We start from the raw sequence: 2,293 nt of genomic DNA, 5'->3' as shown, positions 1-2,293 counted from the left end.
TAAATATTTCAATTAGTTATCTGTCAAAGACAACTATTAAATAATACCATCTGATTTAGACACTGTCAATACAATTTCCATAAAAATTTTATTTTTTGTCATTTTTAGCGCATCGGCAGAAAAAATACGTATATAAAACATATGGAGGTTGAAAATGATATTGTCTGTTTATTATAGCATTTTATTGGCCCTTTTTGCTAGTCTTGCTTCGTTTTTTATGGTGGTTGGTTCAAGAACAGTCCTTGGACAATCCTTTATCCGCGGTCGTTCCAAATGCGACAATTGTCAAGTCACGCTTTCACCCTTAGCCTTGATACCAATTATCGGTTACGGACTATCAGCAGGTAAGTGCCAGACTTGTCGCCAATCAATACCTTTTATTTATCCATTCTGTGAAGGATTTTTCGCTATATTTTCTCTCTTGTTTTTTCTGAACCACCCGACTGAAACGGCTATTCTTCTCTGCATGATTTTCGCCATCCTACTCATTATGACCAGTGCCGATCTGGCTTTACAAATCATACCAGACCGATTTCAAGTCATATTATTATTAGTTGTTATTTATTATCTTTACCGAAATCCGAACCTAACGCTCTTAACCCACGTTACCTTTTCCCTGCTGGTCTTCATCACTTTAATCACCTGCAATTATCTGCTTCATCAAGGTATAGGTGGTGGTGATATTAAAACACTGGCAGTCTTAGCCCTAATGCTCGGTCCCTTAACCTTCTCATATCTTCTGTTGATCGCTAGTGGTCTAGCCCTCTGCCACATCTGTTATGTGAAAATAAAAAATGTAAACCCGCCGACTGGTCTGCCATTTATCCCTTACTTATTCTTTGCCTATCCCATCGTCTTCTATATACTGTAATTAGCAAAGTATAGAATGTGAGGGAGAGAATTTGCAAATTCAACACACTTTCATCCAAGGTAAATATGACCAGCCAGCTTTATGCGAGGACGCTCTTTTTACAAACGACCACTTCATCGCTGTTATAGACGGGGTAACATCCAAGTCGAACTTTATCCATAAAGGCATGAGAACTGGCAAAATAGCGTCCAACATCATCCATGATTTCTTAACCACATTAGATCCACAAGCACCTATCGAGACGGTTATTTCAGGTGTTAACCAAGCTTTTGAGGACAAGTTTTATACACATGTGGATTTCCCGCTAGACCGAATCGAACATGGTCCACAAGCTGCTATGGCTTTGTATTCTGCTTTCTACAAGTGTATCTACCTAATTGGGGATTGCCAAGCTAGTGTAAACGGGCAATTATATACCCAACCAAAGGCCTCTGATGATATTTTAAGCGCCTTCCGGTCACTCATCTTGCATATCAACCCTAACCACCACCACGAGGCCAGAGACGCCATTATGCCCTATTTAATTTCCTCAAACGCATTTGCCAACAAGGCTGATACACGGTTTGGTTATTCGGTTTTAAACGGACAAGAGATTCCAAGTAGCTTAATGACAACTATACCTGTTCAAGCTGGGGATGAAATAGTCCTAACATCAGATGGTTATCCAGATATTCGACCAACTTTTGAAGAAACTGAAGCTTACCTGCAAGCAATTATCCACAATGATCCGAATTTAATTGATCAATTTATTTCCACAAAAGGCCTCAACCCTGACCAAGTCAGCTTTGATGACCGGTCTTATATTGCCTTCAAAGTGACGGCCCGGTCGTAAATTTCAAATTTTTTCTCTCTATAAAACACAAAATCCCTAGACCAATTTGGCCTAGGGATTTTTTCTCGTCTGAATATTCATTTGTGGTTTCTACAATGGTGAATTAGTTTTCTTGAATACTTGAGTAGTCAATTTGGCTAATTTCAGCATCTTCATCTACTTCTTCGCCGTAGATTAGTTGTTGTGTGTCACCGATTTTTTTCGGTTCCATTTCACGGTAACGAGCCATACCTGTACCTGCAGGGATGATCTTACCGATAATAACGTTCTCCTTCAATCCAAGTAAGTGGTCTTCTTTACCACGGATAGCCGCGTCAGTTAAGACTTTAGTTGTTTCTTGGAATGAGGCTGCAGATAGGAAACTGTTAGTTTCTAAGGCTGCTTTAGTGATACCTAATAATACTGGGCGCGCTGTTGCAGGTAGTTCACCTGAACGGATTGCTTGCGTATTGGCATCTGTAAAGTCTGCAGTATCCATTAATTTACCTGGTAACAAGTCTGTTGAACCTGGGTCAAGGACACGTACTTTACGTAGCATTTGACGAACCATAACCTCCACGTGTTTATCATTGATGTCTACCCCTTGAGAG

Annotated in this window: 2 protein-coding genes and 1 pseudogene; 2 read left to right on the top strand and 1 reads right to left on the bottom strand. The window is 40.0% G+C overall.

Going from position 1 to position 2,293, the window contains the following annotated elements; genetic code table 11:
* Positions 1-154 precede the first annotated feature (154 nt).
* The gene (locus tag ACRCJ0_RS12240) at positions 155-871 is read left to right on the top strand and encodes a prepilin peptidase (protein ID WP_431390598.1); all 717 of its coding nucleotides are present in this window, start codon (positions 155-157) and stop codon (positions 869-871) included.
* Between the two features lie 31 nt (positions 872-902).
* Positions 903-1,703, top strand: coding sequence for a hypothetical protein (locus ACRCJ0_RS12235; protein WP_431390597.1), 801 nt, complete (start codon positions 903-905; stop codon positions 1,701-1,703).
* A gap of 103 nt (positions 1,704-1,806) precedes the next feature.
* Here ACRCJ0_RS12235 and ACRCJ0_RS12230 read toward each other — a convergent pair.
* Positions 1,807-2,293: pseudogene (locus tag ACRCJ0_RS12230) on the bottom strand (DNA-directed RNA polymerase subunit beta'); the annotation flags it as partial.

The organism is Aerococcus sp. L_32 (assembly GCF_050689315.1).
The sequence above is the reverse complement of the archived record's forward strand: the minus strand, read 5'-3'. Positions and strand labels throughout refer to the sequence as shown.

Excerpts from the sequence above, each read along its gene's own strand:
- ACRCJ0_RS12240 (WP_431390598.1), top strand. The coding sequence starts at position 155 with ATGATATTGTCTGTTTATTATAGCATTTTATTGGCCCTTTTTGCTAGT.